The organism is Bradyrhizobium sp. 1(2017) (assembly GCF_011602485.2).
Taxonomy (GTDB): Bacteria; Pseudomonadota; Alphaproteobacteria; order Rhizobiales; family Xanthobacteraceae; genus Bradyrhizobium.
Map to the genome: position 1 here is coordinate 3,427,101 of NZ_CP050022.2, position 21,985 is coordinate 3,449,085.

24 protein-coding genes are annotated in these 21,985 nt (G+C 64.8%); 17 read left to right on the forward strand and 7 right to left on the reverse strand.

The window, feature by feature from the left end; genetic code table 11:
- Positions 1–56 precede the first annotated feature (56 nt).
- The gene (locus HAP40_RS15905; protein WP_166816926.1) at positions 57–1,253 is read right to left on the reverse strand and encodes an amidohydrolase family protein; all 1,197 of its coding nucleotides are present in this window, start codon (positions 1,251–1,253) and stop codon (positions 57–59) included.
- Positions 1,254–1,410: 157 nt separating this feature from the next.
- Between HAP40_RS15905 and HAP40_RS15910 the strand changes: the two genes are divergently transcribed.
- The 5 genes from HAP40_RS15910 (at position 1,411) to HAP40_RS15930 (ending at position 4,637) form a co-directional block, all read left to right on the forward strand.
- A complete protein-coding gene (locus HAP40_RS15910) occupies positions 1,411–2,184 on the forward strand; it encodes a ferredoxin--NADP reductase (RefSeq protein ID WP_166816925.1) in 774 nt (257 codons plus the stop codon).
- Positions 2,185–2,290: 106 nt separating this feature from the next.
- Complete coding sequence (locus tag HAP40_RS15915; RefSeq protein ID WP_166816924.1) at positions 2,291–2,614, forward strand: hypothetical protein; 324 nt, start codon at positions 2,291–2,293, stop codon at positions 2,612–2,614.
- Positions 2,615–2,702: 88 nt separating this feature from the next.
- Positions 2,703–3,974: a cytochrome P450 gene (locus HAP40_RS15920; protein ID WP_166816923.1), complete on the forward strand. Its 1,272-nt coding sequence runs from the start codon at positions 2,703–2,705 to the stop codon at positions 3,972–3,974.
- A 145-nt stretch (positions 3,975–4,119) separates the two neighbouring features.
- Complete coding sequence (locus tag HAP40_RS15925; RefSeq protein WP_166816922.1) at positions 4,120–4,305, forward strand: hypothetical protein; 186 nt, start codon at positions 4,120–4,122, stop codon at positions 4,303–4,305.
- Between the two features lie 89 nt (positions 4,306–4,394).
- Entirely contained in the window at positions 4,395–4,637 is a 243-nt protein-coding gene (locus HAP40_RS15930; RefSeq protein ID WP_166816921.1) for a hypothetical protein, read from the forward strand.
- A 37-nt stretch (positions 4,638–4,674) separates the two neighbouring features.
- On the opposite strand, the gene HAP40_RS15935 is transcribed toward HAP40_RS15930, so the two are convergent.
- Positions 4,675–5,919 (reverse strand): DUF763 domain-containing protein, encoded by a 1,245-nt coding sequence (locus HAP40_RS15935; protein WP_166816920.1) that lies wholly within the window; start codon positions 5,917–5,919, stop codon positions 4,675–4,677.
- 123 nt (positions 5,920–6,042) lie between these two features.
- On the opposite strand from HAP40_RS15935, the gene HAP40_RS15940 reads away from it, so the two are divergent.
- Positions 6,043–7,185 (forward strand): mechanosensitive ion channel family protein, encoded by a 1,143-nt coding sequence (locus tag HAP40_RS15940; protein ID WP_166816919.1) that lies wholly within the window; start codon positions 6,043–6,045, stop codon positions 7,183–7,185.
- A gap of 55 nt (positions 7,186–7,240) precedes the next feature.
- Here the strand turns inward: HAP40_RS15940 and HAP40_RS15945 are convergent, their stop codons facing one another.
- Positions 7,241–8,221 (reverse strand): tripartite tricarboxylate transporter substrate binding protein, encoded by a 981-nt coding sequence (locus tag HAP40_RS15945; RefSeq protein WP_166816918.1) that lies wholly within the window; start codon positions 8,219–8,221, stop codon positions 7,241–7,243.
- A 115-nt stretch (positions 8,222–8,336) separates the two neighbouring features.
- Between HAP40_RS15945 and HAP40_RS15950 the strand changes: the two genes are divergently transcribed.
- From HAP40_RS15950 to HAP40_RS15975, 6 genes are all read left to right on the forward strand, one after another.
- Positions 8,337–9,047: a TetR/AcrR family transcriptional regulator gene (locus HAP40_RS15950; protein ID WP_166816917.1), complete on the forward strand. Its 711-nt coding sequence runs from the start codon at positions 8,337–8,339 to the stop codon at positions 9,045–9,047.
- Positions 9,048–9,078: 31 nt separating this feature from the next.
- Entirely contained in the window at positions 9,079–9,963 is an 885-nt protein-coding gene (locus HAP40_RS15955) for an amidohydrolase family protein (protein ID WP_166816916.1), read from the forward strand.
- A 65-nt stretch (positions 9,964–10,028) separates the two neighbouring features.
- Positions 10,029–10,742, forward strand: a complete 714-nt coding sequence (locus HAP40_RS15960; protein ID WP_008552603.1) for a PIG-L deacetylase family protein — start codon at positions 10,029–10,031, stop codon at positions 10,740–10,742.
- Entirely contained in the window at positions 10,739–11,422 is a 684-nt protein-coding gene (locus HAP40_RS15965; RefSeq protein ID WP_166816915.1) for a 4-carboxy-4-hydroxy-2-oxoadipate aldolase/oxaloacetate decarboxylase, read from the forward strand. The genes HAP40_RS15960 and HAP40_RS15965 overlap by 4 nt, the downstream gene beginning before the upstream one ends.
- Before the next feature lie 24 nt (positions 11,423–11,446).
- Positions 11,447–12,316 carry an ABC transporter substrate-binding protein gene (locus tag HAP40_RS15970; RefSeq protein ID WP_166816914.1) on the forward strand — a complete coding sequence of 290 codons (870 nt, stop codon included), beginning with the start codon at positions 11,447–11,449 and terminating at the stop codon, positions 12,314–12,316.
- A complete protein-coding gene (locus tag HAP40_RS15975; protein WP_414645384.1) occupies positions 12,316–13,236 on the forward strand; it encodes an NAD(P)-dependent oxidoreductase in 921 nt (306 codons plus the stop codon). The genes HAP40_RS15970 and HAP40_RS15975 overlap by 1 nt, the downstream gene beginning before the upstream one ends.
- On the opposite strand, the gene HAP40_RS15980 is transcribed toward HAP40_RS15975, so the two are convergent.
- The 3 genes from HAP40_RS15980 to HAP40_RS15990 all read right to left on the reverse strand — a co-directional run bounded on the left by HAP40_RS15980 (position 13,237) and on the right by HAP40_RS15990 (position 16,259).
- Positions 13,237–13,557 (reverse strand): hypothetical protein, encoded by a 321-nt coding sequence (locus tag HAP40_RS15980; RefSeq protein ID WP_166816913.1) that lies wholly within the window; start codon positions 13,555–13,557, stop codon positions 13,237–13,239.
- Positions 13,558–13,731: 174 nt separating this feature from the next.
- The gene (locus HAP40_RS15985) at positions 13,732–14,937 is read right to left on the reverse strand and encodes an amidohydrolase family protein (protein ID WP_166816912.1); all 1,206 of its coding nucleotides are present in this window, start codon (positions 14,935–14,937) and stop codon (positions 13,732–13,734) included.
- 80 nt (positions 14,938–15,017) lie between these two features.
- Positions 15,018–16,259 carry an amidohydrolase family protein gene (locus tag HAP40_RS15990; protein ID WP_166816911.1) on the reverse strand — a complete coding sequence of 414 codons (1,242 nt, stop codon included), beginning with the start codon at positions 16,257–16,259 and terminating at the stop codon, positions 15,018–15,020.
- Between the two features lie 148 nt (positions 16,260–16,407).
- On the opposite strand from HAP40_RS15990, the gene HAP40_RS15995 reads away from it, so the two are divergent.
- Positions 16,408–16,824 (forward strand): nuclear transport factor 2 family protein, encoded by a 417-nt coding sequence (locus HAP40_RS15995; protein WP_166816910.1) that lies wholly within the window; start codon positions 16,408–16,410, stop codon positions 16,822–16,824.
- Here HAP40_RS15995 and HAP40_RS16000 read toward each other — a convergent pair.
- Entirely contained in the window at positions 16,821–17,579 is a 759-nt protein-coding gene (locus HAP40_RS16000; protein ID WP_166816909.1) for a GntR family transcriptional regulator, read from the reverse strand. The genes HAP40_RS15995 and HAP40_RS16000 overlap by 4 nt on opposite strands.
- Positions 17,580–17,768: 189 nt before the next feature.
- On the opposite strand from HAP40_RS16000, the gene HAP40_RS16005 reads away from it, so the two are divergent.
- The 4 genes from HAP40_RS16005 to HAP40_RS16020 are packed head-to-tail and all read left to right on the forward strand — an operon-like array spanning position 17,769 to position 21,927.
- The gene (locus tag HAP40_RS16005; protein WP_414645385.1) at positions 17,769–18,632 is read left to right on the forward strand and encodes an ABC transporter ATP-binding protein; all 864 of its coding nucleotides are present in this window, start codon (positions 17,769–17,771) and stop codon (positions 18,630–18,632) included.
- Positions 18,632–19,408 (forward strand): ABC transporter permease, encoded by a 777-nt coding sequence (locus HAP40_RS16010; protein ID WP_166816907.1) that lies wholly within the window; start codon positions 18,632–18,634, stop codon positions 19,406–19,408. Before HAP40_RS16005 ends, HAP40_RS16010 begins: the two co-directional genes overlap by 1 nt.
- Before the next feature lie 43 nt (positions 19,409–19,451).
- On the forward strand, positions 19,452–20,477 hold the full coding sequence (locus HAP40_RS16015; RefSeq protein ID WP_166816906.1) for an ABC transporter substrate-binding protein: 1,026 nt from the start codon (positions 19,452–19,454) through the stop codon (positions 20,475–20,477).
- 16 nt (positions 20,478–20,493) lie between these two features.
- Positions 20,494–21,927 carry an amidohydrolase family protein gene (locus tag HAP40_RS16020; RefSeq protein ID WP_166816905.1) on the forward strand — a complete coding sequence of 478 codons (1,434 nt, stop codon included), beginning with the start codon at positions 20,494–20,496 and terminating at the stop codon, positions 21,925–21,927.
- The last annotated feature ends 58 nt before the right edge of the window (positions 21,928–21,985 follow it).

The following is a 21,985-nucleotide window of genomic DNA, read 5'->3' on the forward strand; positions in this document are numbered from 1 at the left end:
GAGACTCGTTCAACCTTATCGAAGGGACGCGCGGAGCGGCGCGCGCTCCGGCAGCGTCACTTGGCGACCACCTCGGGCACCTTGCCGGCCGGCGGCGTGTTGCGGCTGCGCTGGGTGCGGACGATGCCGTCGATGATGGTCATGCCGATGCCGGGGAGGTCGCCGAGCTGGACGCTCTCCAGGATGTTCTTGCCCGGCGAGTGCTGCGCCTTGTCCATGATGACGAAGTCGGCGGCGCGGCCGACCTCGATCAGGCCGCAATCGAGCTGGCGCATCCGGGCGGTGTTGCCGGTGGCAAGGCAGAAGGCAATCTCGGCCGGTAGCTCGCCCAGCGAGGACAGCATCGACACCATGCGCAAGATGCCGAGCGGCTGCACACCGGAGCCGGCCGGCCCGTCGGTGCCGAGGATGACGCGGTGCAGCTCGTTCATTTCGCGTGCGATCCGCAGCGTGTACAGCGCCGACCGCTCATTGCCGTTGTGAACGATCTCGAGCCCGCGCTTGCAACCCTCGCAGATGCAGCGGATCTGGTCGTCGGGGAGGGCGGTGTGGCCGCCGTTGATGTGGCCGACCACGTCGGTGTCGGCCTCCAGCACTACGTCCTTGTCGATCAGGCCGGAGCCGGGGATCGACGGGCCGCCGGTGTGGATCGTGCTCTGGATGCCGTATTTGCGCGCCCAGCCGACCATCTTGCGTGCGGTCGGGCCGTCCTTGACGCCGCCTAGGCCGACTTCGCCGAGCAGCTTGACGCCGGCGGCGGCCATCTCCTTGAAGTCCTCCTCGACCATCTCGCATTCGATCACGGGCGCACCGGCGTGAACCTTCACGCCGCCCGGGCGCAGGGTCCAGAACGCGCGCTGGGCGAAGATCGCCATCGCCTTGAGGCCCACGACGTCGCGGGGACGGCCGGGCATGTGCACCTCGCCCGCCGAGATCATGGTGGTGATGCCGCCATGGAGGGAGCTGTCGATCCAGTTGATCTGGTTCTGGCGCGGCGTCCAGTCGCCGGCGACGGGGTGTACGTGGCTGTCGATCAGGCCGGGGGTCACCGTGGTGCCGTTGGCGTCGACGATGGTGGTCGCGCCTTCCGTGTTGAGATCCTTGTAGCGGCCGATCGCGGTGATCTTGCCGTTCTCGGCGACGATTGTGTCGCCGTCCAGGATCGGCTTTTCCAGGGCGCCGGACAGGATCAGGCCGATATTCCGGATCACGAGCTTCGAGGGTCCGACGGCCTGGGGTGCGTCATGCGCCATGGAGAGGGCTCCTTATTCCTAACTGCAACGCTTCCGATCTTGGGCAGCCTTGACCGCGGGATCAAGCCGGATTATTCATTAGTATACGAATGATCGTGTACAAACGACGCATAGCTGACCGCCTCGGAACCGCATTGGAAGCGACAGGGAAGGTGTGATGAGCAATTTCAATCAGGAAAGCGTTTTGAGCGTCCACCACTGGACCGACACGCTGTTCTCCTTCAAGACCACCCGCAGCCCGACCTTCCGTTTCCGCAACGGCGAGTTCACCATGATCGGGCTCAAGGTCGGCGAGAAGCCGCTGCTGCGGGCCTACAGCGTCGCCAGCGCCAATTACGAGGAGACGCTGGAGTTCTTCTCGATCAAGGTGCCGGACGGCCCGCTGACCTCGCGCCTCCAGCACCTGAAGGAAGGCGACGAGATCATCGTCAGCCGCAAGGCCACCGGCACGCTGGTGATCGACAATCTGGAAGAGGGGCGCAATCTTTACCTGATCGGCACCGGCACCGGTCTTGCGCCCTTCCTGAGCGTGATCAAGGACCCCGAGATCTACGAGCGCTTCGAGAAGGTGGTGCTGTTGCACGGCTGCCGCCACGTCAAGGAGCTCGCCTATGGCGAGATGATCACCGAGACGCTGCCGAAGGACGAGCTGATCGGCGACTACATCCGCGATCAGCTGATCTACTATCCGACCGTGACGCGTGATCCCTTCCGCAATCGCGGCCGCATCACCGACCTCATCACCTCGGGCAAGCTCTTCGCCGACATCGGGCTGCCGGCGCTGGAAGCCGCCCATGACCGCGTCATGATCTGCGGCAGCCCGGCGCTGGTCGCGGATACGCGCGTACTGCTGGGCGAACGCGGCTTCATCGAGGGCAATCACGGCGAGCCGGCCCAGTTCGTGGTCGAAAAGGCCTTTGCCGAGCGCTGAACCCGCAATTCTTGCCCAATAAGACCGTATTTTCGCCGCCCGCCGCCCGTTGCGGCGCCGATTCGGCGCTTGATACACTGTGGGAACGAATCAGCGGAGTTCCCACATGGTTGCGGACAGCGACAGCAACATCGCCTGGCACCGGGTCCAGTTGAAGAAGAACCGCGCCGAGTTGAAGGCGCTGGAGACCGCGCGCTTCACGATGGGCGAGATCGCTTCGTCGAAGCGCAACGGCCAGACCCAGAAGACCCTCGCGGAACTCAAGCGCAAGATCGCCCAGTCCGAGCGCGTGATCGCCGATCACGACAAGCGCACGCGCCGACCGCTTGCGACCGACCTGCAAAGCCTCAGCAACGGCAGCTGGGGCCATTGGGACGCTTACACGCAGCAGCAGCGCAAGGCTGGCCAGCGGTCTCCTGGGCGCGGATAGGCGCCTCGATCGAGGCGCTCGCTCCCCTTGCAGGGGCGGCGCCGCCTACCATTTGGGTGGAACGCCAGCAACCAGCCCGGTGATCACCATGACAGTGCGCCTCGATTTCACCAGCGAGGCCTTCTTTCGCGATCCGCCCAAGGCGATTGCGACGCTGCGCATGTCCGGCCCTGTGGTCGCGACACGTTTTCCTCTCATCGGCGACGTCTGGATCACCACGACCCATGACGCCACTGCGCAGGTCCTGAAGGACGGCGCGACCTTCACGCTGCGAAAGGAAGATGGCGACGTTGCCGGTCTGCGCTGGTGGATGCCGAGATACGTCAGGACCATCGCCAACAACATGCTGACGATGGACGAGCCTGATCACACCAGGCTGCGCAGCATCGTGGACGAGGCATTTCGTCGACGCGCCATCGTCGCGATGGAGCCGCGCATCCGCGCCATCGCCGACGGTCTCGCCGACGAGCTCTTTGCGAACGGAAATCCGGCCGATCTCGTCCAGCGCTACGCGCGCATCCTGCCGCTCGCGGTGATCTCCGAGCTCCTGGGCCTGCCTCCCGCCGACCGTCCGCGGTTCATCGCCTGGGCCAACGAGATGTCCTCGCTGACCAATGTCGTCAGCTTCCTCCGCCTGCTGTTCGCGTTCCGCAAGATGCGTGCCTATCTCGAACGGCAGTTGCAGATCGCGCGCGAACGGGGCGGCGAGGGCTTGATCGCAGAGCTGGTCCAGGTCGAGCGCGAGGGCGGCCAGATCACGCCGGACGAAATGGTCTCGATGGTCTTTCTATTGCTTGCGGCCGGTTCGGAGACCACCACGCACCTCATCAGCGGTTCGGCTTACGAATTGCTCAGGAATCCCGGGTTGCGGGACTGGCTCGAGCAGGACTGGAACCGTGTCGGCCTCGCCGTCGAAGAGTTCCTGCGCTTCGTCTCACCGGTGCAATTCTCCAAGCCGCGCTATGTGCGGCGGGATGTCGAGGTCCAAGGCGTGCGCCTGAAGAAGGGTGATCGCGTCATGGTGATGCTCGCCGCGGCGAACATGGATCCGGCGATGCATGACCGCCCGGAGGGGCTCAATCTCGAGCGCAAGCCGAACCGCCACATCTCGTTCGGGACGGGAATCCATTTCTGCCTCGGTCATCAACTCGCGCGTATCGAGGCGGCCTGCGCGCTGGAGGCGCTGTTCGTGCGATGGCCGAAGCTTGGATTGGCCGTCGATCCCGCCGAGATCCGCTGGCGCAGGCGGCCGGGCTTGCGCGCGATCGCGTCGCTTCCCGTCGCGGCCGAGGGCCGGGGAACACAGGCGGCTACACCCAACGAAGCGAGCGTCGGTCGTTCCCTCGCTGCGGCGAACTAAATCGGCCCTCCTTCGGAAAATCTTCGTCGCGTGCGATCGGTCAGGAACGGCGTGCCGTCGGTGTTGTTGTCATCAGGACATCGGAAGGGGCGATGAGTTCCGCGCCGTCCATGTCGCAGATCGACACCTGACGGGAGACAGCATCATGACCGGCAAGATGCCGCCTGTTCCGACCGAGAACCAGAGCCGCAAAGGAACCGGCGATCGCAAGCAAGTGTCCGCAGATGACGCGCCGCGCGGCCAGCAACGCGTGCAAAATCCGGACCAGCAGGGTCAGCAGGGCAACATCAAGCAGAACACGACCAATCAAACTCATCAGCAGGATCGCTGAGAGGGTAGAGCGGCCACCAGCGGCCGAATCCGATAACGGCGCAATAGACGCACGAAGTCTTCAAACGATGACTGCAAGAGGAGAGACCGATGCCAAGTGGGCACGGCAGCAAGACGCACTTCAGATCGGGCATGCATGGCAAGGGCGACGGCACCGGCGCCTTGACCGACGTGCCGAAGGACATGATCGGCGACAACATGGTCCTGTCCAATCGCGACAAGAAACAGCATTCGGACATTCGGGGCATGGACGGCAAGTCCATTCAGACCGAACAATATCAGGACCACGCCGCGAACCGGCTCGACGAGACGCCGGACGACGACGAGACCTGAGTAGGGACGTTCCTCCGACCACCTCGCGGACCGGTGTTCAGCCGGTCCGCTTTTTTGTGGCCGCGAGATCGCGCTCCCACCCGAACACGGAGCGGCCGTCGAGATCGGGCGAGGCGGCGCGCTCGCCGGCGATGTAGGCCTCGACCGAGGGCCCTCGTGCGGTCCGTTCCAGCCGCCGCGCCTGATCGTCGAGCCGCTTGATCGCCTGCATCTCTTCCTCGCGCCCGAGCTTGGCGTTCTGGATCGCGCCCTTGAGCACGCGAATGGTCTCGTCATAGACCTTGATCGGAACGGGATAGGGGTGCCGGTCCTTGCCGCCATGAGCGAGCGAGAAGCGCGCGGGGTCCTTGAAGCGATAGGGCGCCCCGTGCACGACTTCGGCCACCATCGCAAGTGAGCGCACGGTGCGCGCACCGACGCCGGGCGTCAGCAGCAGCTCCGGGAAATCGACCGGCCCGCGCTCGGCGGCGGCAGCCAGCGTTCCGTGCAGGCGCCGCGCGAACACGTCCTTGGGCCGGACGTCGTGATGCGCAGGCATGATCAGGTGCGGGAGCAGGGCTTGCGCCGGCTCAGTCCCGGTGAGCCGTTCGAACTCCGAGACGATGCGATCCGGGCCAAGACCACTCAACAGCTCGAGCTGCGCGGTGCGCGAGACGTCGGCGCGATGGTCGGTGAGGTTGACGATCTCGCCCTGTTGCGGGCCATCGATGGCGCTGTGCGGTGCGTCGACAAAGCTCTTGAGCGCCTCGGAGTGCCAGTGATAGCGGCGGGCCTGGCGCTTGTCCCCGTTCATGCCCTGCTGCACCACCGTCCACTTGCCGTCGGCGGTGACGAAGAAGCCGTGAAGGTAGAGATCAAAACCGTCCTGCACCGCGGCGCTGTCCACCTTCGCCACCAGCCGGCTGGCGCGCGTCAATCCTGCGCCGTCGAAACCGACGCGCTCGCCGAGTTGCAACAGTTCGTCCGGCGTCTTGCGCGAATGCTGTCCGCGTCCCCCGCAGACATAGATGCCGAGCTCGTCCTGGAGCGGTCCGAGGCCACGCTTCAGCGCGCCGATCACGGATGTGGTGATCCCGGAGGAGTGCCAATCCATGCCCATCACGGCGCCGAACGCCTGGAACCAGAACGGGTGCGACAGGCGCTGCAGAAACGCATCGCGGCCGTAATGATGCACGATCGCCTCGGTGACGATCGCCCCGAGCGAGGCCATGCGGCTTGCAAGCCAGGGCGGAACCCGTCCCGTGTGGAGAGGAAGATCGGCGCTGCCGGTACGTCGAGTCATGAGGGCTTCAAGCTAACGCAGTTCGGCCACGGTTGCATCAGCGGAATGCTGCGTTGCACGGGCCGAGGGAGCCAAGCGCGGCGGAGCGCGTTGGCGAGCAGCAATGCAATACCGGGGACTTCAATGAATTGGCAGGCCCTCATGGCCGACATCGAGAGAATGTTCGGGTGGATACCGTCATGGATCATCGGTCTCGGCCTCGTCGCCGGGGCGATCCTGCTGGCGCTGTCGTTCTATCGGCTCGCGGTCTGGATGCTCAACCGCGCCTTCGGAACCCGGCTTCCGCTCCTAAGCGTCTTTATCGAGCGCACGTCCGGGCCGGCCCAGCTCGCACTGTGTCTGGCTGCGGTCGCGCTGGTGCTGCCGCTGGCGCCGCTCAGCGACGCATTCCGCACGCCGTTGACGAGCCTGTTCGTCGTTGCCTTCATTGCGTTGATCGGCTGGATCTCGATCCGCATCGTCGACATGAGCGCGGCGCGCTACCTCCAGAACTTTCGCGATGTCACCGAGAATTTCGTGGCCCGCAAGCACGTCACGCAGGTCCGCGTGTTCAAGCGCGTGACCGACATCATCATCGTCATCATCACGGTGTCCACCGCGCTGATGACGTTCGATTCGGTCAGACAATACGGTGTCAGCCTGTTCGCCTCCGCCGGCGCCGCAGGTATCATCGTCGGTCTCGCCGCGCGGCCGCTGTTGAGCAATCTGATCGCCGGTTTGCAGATCGCCATCACCCAGCCGATCCGGATCGAGGATGCCGTCATTATCGAGAACGAATGGGGCTGGGTTGAGGATATCGCCGCGACCTATGTCGTGATCCGGCTGTGGGACTGGCGCCGCATGGTGGTGCCGCTGTCCTATTTCATCGAAAAACCGTTCCAGAACTGGACCCGTGACACTGCCTCCCTCATCGGCGTCATCGCACTCCATGTCGACTATCGTGCCGATGTGGCGCGCATCCGTGGCTGGCTGGAGGAGGCGGTGAAGCAGTCGAAGCTATGGGATGGTGCGGTGGTCAATCTCCAGGTGATCGACGCGGATGCGCGCACCATCGAGCTGCGCGCGCTGGTCAGCGCGCGCAACGCTCCGCAATCCTGGGATCTGCGTTGCGAGATCAGGGAAAAGCTCGTGGCCTTCATCCGCGACGAGATGCCGGAGGCCCTGCCGCGCGAACGCGCGATCCTGATTCCGTCGGACGACGACGACGCGGATTTCCCGCGGCGGCCCGCGCCGCCGGAGAAGGTGCGGGCGAGCGTCCACAATTGAACGGCGCGGGCCGAAGCTTGCTATCGGGGCGTTGGCTCCTTGCCGCCGCGCAGCATCACTGCGCGCGGATGTTGGCGGCCTTCAGCACCGGCTCCCACTTCGCCGCCTCGGCGCGCATATAGGCGTCAAAATCCTTGGACGACGAGCCGAGCGGAGCTGCGCCGATCTTGCCGAGCGTCGACAGCACGCCTGGATCCTTCAATGCCGCCCTCAAATCGGTTTCGAGCTTTGCCACGATCTCCGGCGGCATCTTCGCCGGACCGAGCACCCCCCACCAGACCGAGACGTCATAGCCGGGCACACCCGATTCCGCGACGGTCGGAACATCGGGCAGCGCCTTGGAGCGCTCGGCCGAAGTCACCGCGAGCGCGCGAACCGTGCCGCCTTCGAGCTGGCCGATCGCTTCCGCAAGCGGGTTGATGCTGAGCGGGATCTCGCCGGCAATCACCGCCGTCAGCGCCGGGGCGCCGCCTTTGTAGGGGATCGCGACGATCTTGGTGCCGGACATGTGTTTGAGCAGCTCACCGGCGAGATGCGCCGAGGTGCCGTTGCCGGACATGCCGTAGGAGAGCTTGTCCGGCTCCTTCTTGGCGGCGGCGAGGAGATCGCCGAGCGTCTTGTAGGGACTGTCCTTGGCCACGACGATCGCGAGCGGCGAGGAGGCGACTTCGGCGATGGCGGTGAAATCCTTGAACGTGTCGTAGGGCACGCTCGGATAGATGAACTGGTTGAGCGGATGGCCGCTGGCGACCAGGATCAGCGTGTAGCCGTCGGGCGCCGCCTGCGTCAGGGCCTGCGAGGCGACGATGCCGCCCGCGCCGGGGCGGTTGTCGACCACCGGCTGCCGGCCCCAGGTCTTGGCCAGTGCCTGGCCCAGCGTGCGCGCGAGTACGTCGACGGCACCGCCGGCGGCGTAGGGGACCAGAATGTGGACCGGCTTGCTCGGATAATTGTCCGCAGCCTGCGCAGCGCCGCCCGCCAGCAGCAGGCCGACACCGAGCATCAAGCTGCCGATCTTCTTGTTCAAACCCAGCATTCCAGCACTCCTTAGGGGCATTTGCGCGCCTGCCGGCGGTCTCCAGGCCGTTCCAGGACGCTGCCCGTGGTTCTTGTTGACGAGACCTGATCTTTTGTACGATAGTACAAATCACATGGTACGCAAGCCCACCAGCAAGGAAACGGCCCGCAAGCCGAACATGCGCGAGGCGATCCTCGCTGCGGCCGAGGAATTGTTCGCCACCAACGGGTTCAATGCCGTCTCGGTGCGCGACATTGCGCACGCGGCCGGCGCCAATCCCGGCAGCGTGACCTATCATTTCAAGACCAAGGACGGCCTTCTGCTGGAGATCTACCGGCGCCATTGCGCGCCGATGAATTTGCGTCGCTCCGAATTGCTCGCGGCGGCGAGGCGGGTCCGCGATCTCCAGGACCGGCTGGAAGCCGTGGTGCGGGCCTATGTGGTGCCGGCCTTCACCTCGGGCAGCGATCTTGCCGGCGGCGGGGCGCGCTTCACGCGCCTGCGCGCGGTGATGTCAGCGGAAGGCAACGAGGTCGCGCGAAAGATCATCGCGCAGACTTTCGATGATACCAGCCACGCCTTCATCGATGCGATCCACGAAAGCCTGCCGCATATCCCACGCACCGACATCGTCTGGCGCAGCCACTTCCTGCTCGGCGCGCTCTATTATTCGCTCGTGACGCCCGAGCGCGTGTCGCGCCTGTCGCGCGGCGAGGCCGATGGCGGCGACGCCGCCAACGCCATCGAGCAGCTGGTGCAGGCCACGGTGGCCGCGTTTCAGGCGCCCGCGCTGGATCAAGCCACGCCGGCGCGGCGGCGGCCGGCCGTCAGCAACAAGTATTAAAGCAAGCGGTCTCGCTTCGGCGGTTCACCTGATGACGATGATATACACGCCGACCATTCCGCCGCCCGATCCGAATACGCGCACGCCGAAATTCAAGCTGCCGGAGCGGTCCTGTGACGCGCACTGCCACATCTTCGGGCCGGGGGCGAAATACCCTTACGCGCGCGACCGCTCCTACACGCCGCCGGATGCGCCGCTGGAGGATTTCCGCGCGCTGCATGCCAGGCTCGGCGTCGAACGTGCCGTCATTGTCAATGCCAGCGTGCACGGGATAGACAACACAGTGGCGCTGGATGCCATTGCGCAGAGCAATGGCGCCTACCGCGCGGTCGCCAACATCGACGACACCATCACCGAGCGCGGGCTTCGCGTGCTGCACGAGGGCGGCTTCTGCGGCTGCCGCTTCAATTTCGTCCGCCATCTCGGCGGTGTTCCCGACAAGGGCGTGTTCGACCGCGTCATCGCGATGGTCGCGCCGCTCGGCTGGCACATCGACCTGCATTTCGACGCGATCGACCTGCCCGAATATGCCGACATGCTGTCGAAGATGCCGCTCAGCTACACCATCGACCATATGGGCCGGGTGAAGGCGTCCGAGGGGCTCGACCAGCTCTCGTTCAGGATCTTGATCGAGCTCATGCAGCGCGACGAGAAATGCTGGGTCAAGATCTGCGGCTCGGAGCGGGTGTCCTCGATCGGTCCGCCGTTCACTGACGCTGTGCCGTTCGCGCGCAAGATCGTCGAGACGGCGGCGGATCGCGTCATCTGGGGCACCGACTGGCCGCATCCCAACGTCAAGGTGATGCCGAATGATGGCGACCTCGTCGACCTGATTCCGCTGTTTGCGCCGGAGCCGGAGCTCCAGCAGAAGATTCTGGTCGACAATCCTGCGCGCTTGTTCGGGTTCGAAGCGTAGCGGCGTCCCTTGCCGGGGAGCCGCAGGGGACGCCGGCCAATGCATACGAACGAAGGGAGTAATCTATGAAGACAGGTCTCGTGATCACAGCCCATCCCGGCGATTTCGTCTGGCGCGCCGGCGGCGCCATCGCCCTGCATGCGAAGAAGGGCTATCGCATGAAGATCGTCTGCCTGTCCTTCGGCGAGCGTGGCGAAAGCCAGTTCGCCTGGAAGGAAAAGGGCGCGACGCTGGAGTCGGTCAAGGCCGGCCGCAAGGACGAGGCCGAGCGGGCCGCAAAGCTGCTCGGCGCCGAGATCGAGTTCTTCGATTGCGGCGACTATCCGTTGAAGCTCACCGAGGCGCATTTCGACCGCATGGTCGACATCTATCGCGAGCTCAATCCGAGCTTCGTGCTGACGCACGCGCTGGAAGACCCCTATAATTTCGACCACCCGAACGCCGCGCATTTCGCGCAGGAGACGCGCGTGGTCGCGCAGGCGATGGGCCACAAGCCCGGCGCCCAGTACAAATATTCGGCGCCGCCCGTATTCCTGTTCGAGCCGCACCAGCCGGAACAGTGCAACTACAAGCCGGACCTGCTGCTCAAGATCGACGAGGTCTGGAAGGAGAAGTACGAGGCGTTCCAGATATTGGCCGCGCAGAAGCACCTGTGGGGCTATTACGAGCGCGTCGCGCTCAATCGTGGCATCCAGGGCAGCCGTAACACCGGCGTGCCCATGACCTATGGCGAGGCCTATCAGCGTCTGTTTCCGACCGTCGCGGAGGAGCTCGCATGAAGCCGGTCGTCGTTCGCAACATCAAGCGTGCCGATCCCGCCGGCATGGCGGAATACGGCGTCTCGACCGTGCACGAGGCCTATGGCCGCATCGGCCTGATGAAGCCGTATTTGCGCCCCGTATGGCCGGGCGCGTCGATTGCCGGGCCCGCCGTCACCGTGCTGGCGCAGCCCGGCGACAACTGGATGATCCATGTCGCGGTCGAGCAATGCAGGAAGGGCGACATCCTCGTGGTCGGTTGCACCACCGACAACACCGACGGCATGTTCGGCGAATTGCTCGCGACCTCGCTTAGGGCGCGCGGCGTGCAGGGACTGATCATCGATGCCGGTTGCCGCGACGTCAAAGCGCTCCATGAGATGAAGTTTCCGGTGTGGTCGCGCGCGGTTTCGGCCAAGGGCACGGTGAAGGCCACGCTCGGCTCGGTCAACGTTCCTGTGGTCTGCGCCGGTGTCAACGTCGATCCGGGCGACATCGTCGTCGCCGATGACGACGGCGTCGTCCTCGTGCCGAAGCGGCATGCTGCAGACGTCGCCGAGAAGGCAAAAAAGCGCAATGCGGACGAGGGCGGCAAGCGCGCGCGGCTCGCCTCCGGCGAGCTCGGCCTCGACATGTACAGCATGCGCGAGGCTCTGGCGAAGGCTGGGCTGGTCTATGTCGACAACCCCGAGGACGTCTGAAGAGAAACGAAGCGGAGCGGGCGGATGGATCGTCTCAAGCTGAAGGCCGTGCTCAGCAGTCACCCTCATGTCATGGCGGTGAAGAGCGGCGAGCTCCGCTCCAATCGCTTCGACCTCGACTTCATCGCGTACACGCCGACCAACACGGCGTTCAAGCCGATGGTGCGCGAGCAGGCCTTCGACGTCTGCGAGATGGCGATCGTGACCTATCTGATGGCGAAGGCGCACGGCAAGCCGCTGGTGCTGCTGCCTGCGACCATGCTCGGCCGCTTCCAGCATTCTTATGCGCTGTACAATCCCGCGAAGGGGACGCTCGAGCCGTCCGATCTCGAAGGCAAGCGCGTCGGCATCCGCTCCTTCACGACCACGACCGGGGCATGGATCAGGGGCATTCTCGCCAATGATTACGGCGTCAATCTCGACAAGATCCGCTGGGTCACCTTCGAGGATCCGCACGTCGCCGAATATGTCGACACCACCGAGCGGGCGCCGAAGGACAAGAAGGTCCTGCAGATGCTGCTCGATGGCGAGCTCGATGCCGTCCTGGGCGAGACCTCTGATGATCCCAAGCTGAAGCCGCTCTTCCCCGATCCGGCCACGGAGGCCGCCAAATGGTACGCGCGGCGCGCGGTCGTGCCGGTCAATCATCTCGTCGTCGTGACCGAGCAGTTGGCGAAATCGCGCCCCGACGTGGTCGCAGGCGTCTATGATCTCCTCAAGCAGAACAAGGCACAGGCCGGACCTGCGGCAACGCCCGACCTCGTTCCGTTCGGGATCGAGGCGAACCGGAAGCCGTTGGAGCTGATCGTCGACTACGCGTTCCAGCAGGCGCTGATCCCGCGGCGCTACGCGGTCGAAGAGCTCTTCGACGAGACGACACGAGGATTGAACTGATGGCGGATCCGAAGCGGTGGCAGATCGGTCTGGTTGGCTATGGCGAGGTCGGCCGGATCCTTGCTGAGGATCTGCGCCAGCAAGACATCAAGGTCGCCGCTTACGACATCAAGCTTGGAGGCGAGCAGGGCGGTTCGCTGAAGGAGCATGCTGCGAAATTCGGCGTTGCGCTCGCGGCGTCTCACGCCGAGCTGACCACGAAGTCCGATTTCGTCATCTCCGCCGTCACGGCAAGGCAGGCTGTTCCGGTGGCAAGAGCCTGCGCGGCCGCGATCAACCAGGGCACCTGGTTTCTGGATTTCAATTCGGCCTCGCCGGGCGCCAAGCAGCGCGCTGCCGCGTTGATCGACGGCGCTGCCGGCCGTTATGTCGAGGGTGCGGTGATGACCTCGGTGCCGCCTTATCGCATCAAGGTACCGTTGCTGCTCGGCGGTCCGGGCGCGCGAGAGCTCGAGCCGCTTCTGAACGCGATCGGCTTTGCGGCGAAGGTCGCCAGCGACAAGCTCGGCGTGTCCGCCGCGGTGAAGATGTGCCGCAGCATCATGATCAAGGGCCTCGAGGCCATGGTCATCGAAAGCTTCACCACGGCGCGTGCCTATGGTGTCGAGGATGCCGTGCTGGCCTCACTCGCGGAAACCTTTCCCGCGATCGATTGGGAGAAGCAGGGCGCCTATTTCTTCCAGCGCGTGATCGAGCACGGCCGCCGCCGCGCGGAGGAGGTGCGGGAGGTCGCCGAGACCGTGCGCGAGGCGGGGCTGACGCCGTGGTCCGCTCAAGGCACGGCCGAACGGCAGGCCTGGGTGGCAGATCTCGCCGATGAAGGGCTGTTCGGCGCCCGGGGCACCAGGGAGTTCGCCCGCGGCGCCGATTGGCGCACCGAGGCGGACCGCATCCTGTCGAAGATCAATCGCGCAAAATAATCAGCTCAAGACCGTGTCGCGGACCTGAAAGCTCACGACCTCGTCGCGTGCGCGTTCGATCAAGTCGATCAGATACCTGGACTTGCGGGCGAGTTGCTCGGTGCCCGGCTGGGTGCGGAATTCGGCCAGCACCGCGCGAACGCATTTGTTGGCGGCGTCGAGCGTCCAGAGCGTCCGGTTGACGTCGTCCTGGGTCTGGATCCCCGAGATATCGAGATCCGAGAGAACGTGGCCGATCCCGTCGAGCCGCTTCACCGCGGACTCCGTCGGCGTTGCGGCCCGGATGGAATGATAATCGATGCTGCTGAATGCGCTGAACATATCGATGCTTCCCCGTTGAATGCAGACTTCAGCGCAGGTCTCCCATGACCGGCACCGCGGGACTTGCAATGCGCCTAACTATCGGGAATCCGCGCCGTTCTGCTATCCGTTAATCTACCGGGTTCGGAATTTTGGAATATCTGGCGGTAACATGGAACGGAATCCGCGCTGCAATCAGCCCCGCTTCCCCATGATCCTACCGCTCGATGCGACAAGCCTGCTTCCCTTGTAGACCGATCGCCCCTGCGGCACTCCGACCACGGCCTCGGGAACATGTTCCGCCTGTAGGGTCACGAAGTCGGCTTTGGCGCCGACTTGCAGACCGTAGCCTTCGAGCCGCAACGCCTTGGCGCCGGCTTCGGTGACGACATCAAAGGCGACGCGCAGCTCTTCGTCGACGTTGAAGCCTGAGCGATAGCCGAGCGTCGCCGCCCGGCGCAGCATGTCGCCATCGCCATAGGGCCACCAGGAGTCGCGAATGTTGTCGTTGCCGCTGAAGACGGTGACGCCGGCGTTGCGCAGGGCAAGGATCGGCGGAAACGGCCGCGCACCCGGCGCGTTGGTCATGATCGCGACGCCGGAGCGGGCGAGAACTTCACCAATCTTCTTGAGTTGGTCTGTCGTGATGTCGCCGAGCCCGTAAGCGTGGCTGATTGCGACACGCCCTTCCATGCCAAGCACACGCGTGCGCGCCGCGATCTGCTCGATCTCGAAGGCGCCCAGCGTGCCCATGTCGTGCAGGTGAATGTCGACGTCGACGCCATGCTTGTTGGCGACGCCGAACACGACGTCGAGATGTTTCTCAACGTCGCGGTCGAAGCTGGCGGGATCGAGCCCGCCGACGAGGTCGGCGCCGAGCCCGATGGCTTCGTCGAGCAATTGCGGCGTGCCCGGGCTTGCCAAAATGCCGCTCTGGGGAAAGGCGACGAGCTGGATGTCGATCAGGCTCCGGTATTCCTCGCGCACGCGCAAGATCGTCTCGAGCGATTTGAGGCCGACCGAGCCGTCCACCATGACATGGCTGCGCATCTGCGTGGTGCCGTGTCCGATGCAGAGGTCGAGCTGGTTGCGCGCCCGCACGTCCATCGGCGCTGCCTCAGCCATGTTCTGCGCCTGGAAAGCGACGCGCTCATGTACGTCGAAGCCGTCAGTGCAAGGCTTGTGCGGACGCCAGGCATCGCCATAGAAGCTGGTGTCGAGATGGATATGGCCCTCGACGAAGCCGGGGACGACGAGGGCATTGCCGAGGTCGATCGTCTCGGTGCCGGTAGGCCGTTGGTCCGCAGGCATGATCGCCGCAATGCGGCCGTCCTTGACCGCGATGTGATGACGAGACCCGCCGTCGAAACGCGCGTTCAGGAAAATTGTGTCGAAGGTCATTGCGGTTCCTCCGTTGATTGATTGCGGTGATAGTCGTGCAAGCGATGGCTGTGCCGCAAGATGCGGGAGGTGAGGGCCGCTCAGCGTCCGGGGCGGAGCAGGCTGGGCCGCTGCCGCTCGAACGTCTGCCGGCCGGCCTTGAAGCCCATCACGACATCAGGCAGTTCCGCCACGGCGAAGCGGCTGTCCTGGGTGTCGAGCACGATGAGATCGGCGGGATTGCCGACCTTGATCCCGTAATCGGCAAGGTTCATCAGGCGTGCCGGCAGTTCGGTCACGAGATCGAGGCAGGTGTCGAAATCGCTGACCGAGGCGTGCGCGACATTGGCGTAGAAGTTCGCCATCCGCAGCAGCGAAGCGTCCCCGAACGGCGTGAACGGGTTGAGCACGTTGTTGGTGGCAACCGAGCACAACACGCCGTCGCCGGCGAGCTTGTGGGCGAGCGTCAGTCCGCGCGGCGCATTGTGGGTGGCTTCCCGGCCCATCAGATAGAGATCGGTTGCCGGCAGCACGGTGACGGCAACGCCTGATCTTGCCAGTTGCGCGGTGGCGGCCTTCATTCGTTCGGGCGGCAGCGCCGAGAGCTTGGTGGCGTGGCCGATCGCCACGCGTCCCCCATAGTTGCGCCGCTCGGTCTGCCGGCAGACTTCGTCGAGATGCCACCACGAGGGGTCGAGGTCGAAGTCGAGGTGAAGGTCGACGTCGACGTCGAATTCCTGCGCAAGATCGAAGATGCGTTCGAGATGGGCGGGCGGATCGGTGTCCATATAGGGACAGCCGCCGATCACCTCGCCGCCGTCACGCAGCGCCTCGACCAGCAGGTCTTCGGTGCCGGGGTCGTTGGTCAGGCCTTCCTGCGGGAAGACGCAGAGCGACAGGTCGATCGCCCAGGCATAGTCGCGCTTCAACGCCCTGACCGCCTCGAAGCCGCGCAAGCCGATGCGCGGATCGATCTCGACATGGGTGCGCATGCGCGTCGTGCCGTGCACGATCGCACGTTCGAGCACCCGGGCGCCGCGGGCATAGACGTCCTCGACCGTGAAATCGCGCTTCATCCCGGCAACGGCGCGGATGGCATCCGAGACGCTGCCGTGGTCATGCCCGCAGCGGCCGAGGAGGCAGGCCTTGTCGAGATGGATGTGGGTGTCGACGAAGCCGGGCAAGGCGAGGTGGCCGCCGAGATCGACCTCGATCGCTTCGCAAGCGAGCCGCGGCTCGATCGCGGCAATCCGGCCGCCCTTCACGCCGATATCGACGGATCCGGCGGATGATCGGAGCAGCGCGTTACGGAAGATCAGGTCGAGGGCGGTCTGGCTGGTCATGGCATCAGGATCAGGCATTGGAGCTTAGCGGAAGCTGCGGAAGCGGGCAGCTCCAGATTGTGTGCAATCTCGACACTGAATTGTCCAAAAAATGTGCATACAGTTTTGGGCGATGATTGTAGAATATCGATGTCCCGGAGAATTCCCGATGTCCACCCTCGCAAAAGCCGAACGCCCGATGACCGACGCCGAGATCGTTGAAGCCTATCTCACGGCCTCGATGATACCGGATCCTGACGCCGCTTCGGCCTATATGAAGCCGGGGACGGTGATCACGTTCACCGGCGGGCGCGAATTCGATCATCCGCGCGGGCCGACCGGCTTCAATGCGAAGCGCTATCGCTGGGTCAAGAAGAAGATGGATAGGTTCGACGTCTGCCCGGGCGCAGACGAGACCGTCGTCTACAGCGTCGGCACGCTCTACGGCGAGTGGATGGACGGCACGCCCTTCGAGGGCAACCGCTATGTCGATCGTTTCGTTGTCCGAGGCGGTCAGATCGTGAAGATGGACGTCTGGAACGACAGTGCCGAGCGGATCCTGGTCCAGCGCGGGATCGAGGCCTAACGCCTGCGTGCCACCTTCGGCAGCTTGACGACGCGGTCGCTCGTTGCTTCATCCGCGTAGGGCGCGAGGATATCGAGCAGGTCGCGGCCGCGCTGCGGAGCAGGGGCCACCAGCGCGCGATTGGCCACGGAATCCAGGTGATGATGCATCAATTCCATCACCTTGGCCTCGTCGCCCTTGGCGAGCGCCAAGATGATGGCACGGTGCTCGTTGATCGCGCATTCGGTGGAATGCGGCCGGCTGTAGAGCGACAGAGTCAGGCAGCAGCGATAGGCGACCTCGCTGACGTAGCGCACCAGGACCGGGCTGTTCGTCATATGCGCGAGCAGGATGTGGAATTCGGTGGCGAGCCGGATCGAGACCGCATCGGTGCTGCCGCGCGACCGGTCCTCGGCGTCGACATGGGCGTTCAGCTCGGCGATCTGGCTCTTGGTCAGCTTGCCGGCGAGCTGGCGCACGACGAGGCCTTCGAGCTGGATCCGGATGTCGAAGGCATCGCGCGCCTCCTGCCAGCTCGGCGTCGCCACCACCGCGATGCGGTTGCGGCGGAGCTCAACCAGGCCTTCAGCGGCCAGCTGTCCGAGCGCGTGGCGGGCAATGGTGCGGCTGACGCCAAAGCGGTCACCGAGCGCATCCTCCGGCAGCTTCGCGCCGGGCTCGAGCGCCTGCTCGATGATCGCGCGTCGCAAGGCACGACAGATCATGCTGACCTTGTCCGACGATTCTGAAGTCTTGCTGGTGGGGCGCGCCGCCATCGGCGAATCCTTGGAGTGGTCGATAGCTCTCCCTAGCACAGTCTCGCGGCAGTCCGGCGCTCCAATTGCATGCAGTTCGGCGGTTGAACTGCCTAAATCGAATCCGTCTGCCTAGGCGCTTGCTTTGCCAAGCATTTGATTTCGCGGGAATTGGGCTTTGGCATCCCGCTTGCATGCACTTTTGTCGTGATGCGCATGCAACCCAACACCCATTTCGACGGCCAAGCCGTTGCCCAAGGCTCCGTCGCGACCGCCATCGAGCTGTCGGATGCCTCCGTGACCTTCGGGCGCGGCGACCGCGCCGTGCCCGCCCTGTCGAAGACCACGCTCAAGATCGCCGATGGCGAGTTTGTCGCATTGGTCGGCCCATCAGGATGCGGCAAATCGACCATTCTGCGTCTCGTCAGCGGCCTGGTGCACCCGACCGGCGGCGTCGTCATCGTCGGGGGCCGCGAGGTGGCCGCGCGGGCGATGCGGGTCGGCATGGCGTTTCAGAATCCGACCATGCTGCCGTGGATGACGATCGAGCGGAACATCATGCTGCCGCTGAAGATCGTCGAACCATTCCGCTCGAACTTCCGCCGGCTGCGCAAGACCGAGTTTCGCGAGAGGGCCAATGCGCTGCTGGAGCAGGTTGGCCTCAAGGGATTTGGCAGCCGCTATCCCTGGCAGCTCTCCGGCGGCATGCTTCAGCGCGCCAATCTCTGCCGTGCGTTGATCCACGAGCCGCGCATGCTGTTGCTGGACGAGCCCTTCGGCGCGCTCGATCAGTTCACGCGCGAAGAGCTGTGGTCGATCCTGCAGACCCTCTGGATCAGGCATAAGCCGACGGTGCTGCTGGTCACGCACGATCTACGCGAGGCCGGGTTCCTCGCCAGCCGCATCTGCGTCATGAGCGCGCGCCCCGGCCGCATTCTCGACGACAGCCGGGTCGAGTTCGCGCGCCCGCGCACGGTGGCCATGACCTTCGAGCCGGAATTCGTCGCGCTGAACCAGAAACTGCGCGCCTTCATCGAGGACGCGCGCACCGCGGCCCAGCAGGGAGCAGGCTGATGTTCGGGATCGATGTCAGGCAGAAGGCGTGGTCGGCGGGCTTGATCGTGCTGTTCTTCGTCGCCTGGGAGCTGTTCTGCCTGATGACGGGCATGTCCGACCTGGTGCTGCCGCGGCCGTCGCAGGTCTTCGTGACGCTGGTCCAGCGCTTTCCGGTGCTGTGGCCGCATATCGTGCAGACGCTCGCGACGACGATGTTCGGGTTCGTCCTTGGTGTGGCCCTCGGCGTGGCTCTTGGCGCGATCATCGGCGTGTCCAGGACCGCCTATGACACCTGTTATCCGCTGCTGATCGGCTTCTCATCGATCCCCAAGGTCGCCGTGGTGCCGATCTTCGTGCTGTGGTTCGGCTCGGGCACGGTGCCGGCGGTGCTGACCGCGCTGTCGATCTGCTTCTTCCCGATCGTCGTCAATATCGCGACGGGCCTTGCCACCACCGAGCCCGAGCTCGAGGACGTGCTGAAGGCGCTTGGCGCCAGCAAGTTCGACATCCTCTGGAATGTCGGCCTGCCTCGCACCATGCCGTTCTTCTTCGCGTCCCTGAAGGTCGCGATCTCCTATGCCTTCGTCGGCGCCGTGCTGTCGGAAACCGTCGCTTCCAACCGTGGCATCGGTAACGTCATGATGACCGCATCCTCCAATTTCAACGTGCCGCTGGTCTTCGCCGGACTGTTCGTGCTCGCCGGCCTTGGCGTCGCGCTCTACGCCGCGTTCTCGCTGATCGAAGGCCGCGTCACCGGCTGGGCGACGCGCAAGAACGACGTGATCGCCACCTGACCGAATTGAACAACCATCACGCAACGAAGCTGAGGAGGTCTCGATGTTGAGAAAAGTCGCTGTCACGCTCGTGGGATTGGCCCTGACCACGGGCGCGGCCCTGGCCCAGGACACCACGATCAAGTTCACGCTCGGTTGGAAGACACAAGGCAGCGATGCCGCGTTCTTCTACGCCAAGGACCACGGCTATTTCAAAGAGGAAGGCCTCAACGTCGTCATCGACCAGGGCGAGGGCTCCGGCGCCACCGTCACGCGCATCATGTCCGGCGCCTATGACGCCGGTTTCGGCGACGTCAACGCCATCATCCAGAACGCCTCGGCCAAGCCGCAGGATGCGCCCGTCATGGTCTACATGATGTGGAATCAGCCGCCGTTCGCGATCGTCGCGAAGAAGACCAGCGGCATCAACACCATCAAGGATTTCGAAGGCCATACTCTCGGCGGCGCGCAGGGCACGCCGACGACGCGCCTGCTGCCGGTGTTCACGCGCAAGAACGGTCTCGACGGCGAGAAGATCAAGATCTCCAACATGGCTCCGAACCTGCAGGAGCCGATGCTGATCAAGGGCGATATCGATGGAGCCCTGGTCTTCAACATCACCAGCTACTTCAACCTGGTGCTCAACCGCCAGGACCCGGACAAAGACTTCAAATGGTTCTCGTTCGGTGAGTACGGCCTCGATCTCTACTCGAACGGCGTGATGGTTTCGCGCAAGCTGATCGCCTCGAACCCGAAAGTCGTCGCAGGACTGGTGCGTGCCATCAACAAGGGTGCGATCGCGGTCGCCAAGGACCAGAATGCCGGCATGAAGGCGGCGGTGAACTACGACAACCTCATCAACGCGGATGTCGAGAAGCGGCGGCTGCAATATTCCTTTGAGAAACTGATCGTCTCGCCCGAGATGAAGGAGATCGGCATCGGCGACATCAAGGACGATCGCATGGCGCGCGCCATCGGCATCGTGGTCGAGGGTTACCAGCTGACCCGCGCGCCGACGCCGGCGGAAGTGTTTTCGCGCGAATTCCTGCCGTCGCGCGCGGAGCGGGAGCTGGTATATACTGCCAACTGATCCCAGGGAGACGCTCATGGCCACGGAAGTTTCGGCAACCAGCCTGTTCCGTGGCCTTGATCGCGGCGTCAGCGACAACGTCGTGCTGCGGCACGACGGCGGCGTCATCACCGGGATCGCCGAAGGAGCGGGGCCGGGGCCGCGCTCCCTCGTCATTCCGGCCTTCGTCAACGCCCATGACCATGCCCGCGCCACCGCGTCGTCCTTCGGTGCGGTCGGCATGCCCCTGGAAAGCTGGATCCTGCGGACCGCGCTCGGCACGCCGGTCGATCCGTACCTGACCGCAGCCTCCGCTCTGGCTCGGTCCGCAAAGGCCGGCTGCGCGGCCATGATGGTGCACTACACCCGCCCGAGCGGCACGATGCCCCTGGTTGATGAAGCCAAGGCCGTCGCGAAAGCCGCCTCCGACGTCGGTATCCGCATCGCCTTTGCGCTGGCCGTGCGCGACCAGAATCCGATCGTCTATGGTGACGCCGAGCCGGTACTCTCGGGACTCTCGCGGGACGACCGCAACACCATCGAGGATCTCTTCGTCCGCGCGCCGATGTCGCCAGACGCGTACATTGAGCTCACGGACGCCATTGCGGCCGCCATCGCCGGCCCGATGGTCGACGTTCAGCTCGGGCCTGCCGGCGTGCAATGGTGCTCGAAGCCACTGCTGGAGGCGGTGGCGGAGAACTCCGCACGGACCGGCCGCCGCATCCACATGCATCTGTTGGAGACCGTGTATCAGCGGGCCTGGGCCGACCAAAACTTTCCGGACATGGTGCGCTGGCTGCGCGACATCGGTTTCCTCTCGGGGCGGCTGACGCTCGCGCACTGCATCCACGCCAGACCGGATGAGCTGGAGATGATCGCGGCCTCGGGAGCGCGCATCGTGACCAATTTCAGCTCGAACATGCATCTGCGCTCGGGTCTCGCGCCGATTGCCGCCGCACACCAATGCGGCTGCGCCATCGCGGTGGGCGTCGATGGCCTGGCGCTGGATGAGGACGACGACATCCTGCGCGAAATGCGGCTGGTGCAGATGGTCCATGGCGGCCTCGGCTTCAAGCCGAGTTGGACGCCCGCCGAAATGTTCGCGCTTGCCATCCGCAACGGGCGCCGCGCAACCGGCGCGCCCGGGAGCGGAGAGCTCGCCGTCGGCAATCCCGCCGACTACGCCGTGATCGATCTCGACCGGCTCGATCGCGACCGGATCATGCCGGTTGATCCCATGGCGCTCCTGTTCGCGCGCGGCAACGCATTGCTGGTGAAGGAGGTCGTCGTTGCCGGCAAGACGATCGCGAGGGAAGGGGTCTGTGCGGGCGTCGACCTCCCCGCGATCGAACAGGAGTTGCGGGCCATGTACCGCGCCAATGTCGGCAAGCTCGACGGCTTCCGGCGGATGTGGCCGCCGTTGTCGGAGCGGCTGGGCGGCTGGTTCGAGCAGCAGCTCAACTGCGAATAGGGCCTGGGCCAAAGAAAGCGCCCGCCCGGCGATCAGGCGGGCGCTTCCAAAAGCTCGG